This window comes from Candidatus Symbiopectobacterium sp., assembly GCF_020054415.1.
Classification (GTDB): domain Bacteria; phylum Pseudomonadota; class Gammaproteobacteria; order Enterobacterales; family Enterobacteriaceae; genus Symbiopectobacterium.
Genome location: NZ_JAHWCO010000112.1, coordinates 1 through 1,002 on the forward strand (window position 1 = coordinate 1; position 1,002 = coordinate 1,002).

The following is a 1,002-nucleotide window of genomic DNA, read 5'->3' on the forward strand; positions in this document are numbered from 1 at the left end:
GAGATCGTCAGGGGTTTTGATATTTTTGGCCAGCTCGTTAGCCAGAGCCTGTAACTGTTTTTCGTCCATAAAGTAACCTGCTTTTGATGTTGGATTGAACATATCAAAATCAGGCAATTACACAATCTCGTGTACAGGCTCGTTGACACCCACATCAAGGCCAAAGCACATGGGGGTACCGATGATGATAGTAATTTGGAGTCGATCTGTTACTCCTGCCATAAAGCAAAGACAGCCCGCGAACGGTTCAAGTGATAGTGATTATCATCATGGGGGGAGGGTAAGTCTCTACAGCCCTGTCGCTCCAATACCGCCGCCCATCCTTTCTTCACATCGCCGCAGGTTATAAACCTTTTTATGGGTATCCCCACCACGTTATTAATAGGAGTTTTCAATTATGTCCGGGCCACCGAAAACCCCAACCCATCTACGTTTGGTGAGGGGTAACCCATCAAAACGCCCGCTCAACAAAAATGAGCCGCAACCGACAAAAGGGGTTCCCCCAACACCGAATCATTTCAACAAGCAGGAAAAATACTGGTTTAAGGTTTTGAGTGAGAGCCTCGACAGCATCGGGGTGATCACTGTGCTTAATGGCATGGCCCTTGAATTGTTGGTTGGTGCTTATATCGAATGGCGACGTCACCGTGATGTTATCGATCAGGAGGGAGATTCTTACAAAACGACCTCTGCTGATGGCAGCGTAATGATCCGTCCTCACCCTCAAGTGGCAATGATGGCTGACGCCTGGAAGCGGGTTTGCAAAATGCAAGCTGAGTTTGGCATGACCCCATCCAGTCGCTCAAAAGTAAATGCGGGTAATCCGGGCGAGAGTGATCCTCTTGCTGAATTTCTTAATGCGAGGGGCTTTGTTGAATAAATCAGAACTTGTAACGACTGCGCCCCATACGGGTCGATTGTTACGTGATGCGAATACTGTTCGGCATTCCTAATAGCGTGATCCGGTTAAGCGCTTTGACCATGGCCATGGCTTCACCCACC

1 protein-coding gene and 2 pseudogenes are annotated in these 1,002 nt (G+C 48.4%); 2 read left to right on the forward strand and 1 reads right to left on the reverse strand.

From position 1 onward, the window contains the following. Positions 1 to 135 precede the first annotated feature (135 nt). Both QZ506_RS03470 and QZ506_RS03475 read left to right on the forward strand, forming a co-directional pair. Positions 136 to 255: pseudogene (locus QZ506_RS03470) on the forward strand (HNH endonuclease); the annotation flags it as partial. Positions 256 to 397: 142 nt separating this feature from the next. Then, positions 398 to 880 (forward strand): phage terminase small subunit P27 family, encoded by a 483-nt coding sequence (locus QZ506_RS03475; protein WP_291969086.1) that lies wholly within the window; start codon positions 398 to 400, stop codon positions 878 to 880. Between the two features lie 40 nt (positions 881 to 920). Here the strand turns inward: QZ506_RS03475 and QZ506_RS03480 are convergent. Continuing rightward, positions 921 to 1,002: pseudogene (locus QZ506_RS03480) on the reverse strand (lipoprotein); the annotation flags it as partial.

Excerpts from the sequence above, each read along its gene's own strand:
- QZ506_RS03475 (WP_291969086.1), top strand. The coding sequence starts at position 398 with ATGTCCGGGCCACCGAAAACCCCAACCCATCTACGTTTGGTGAGGGGT.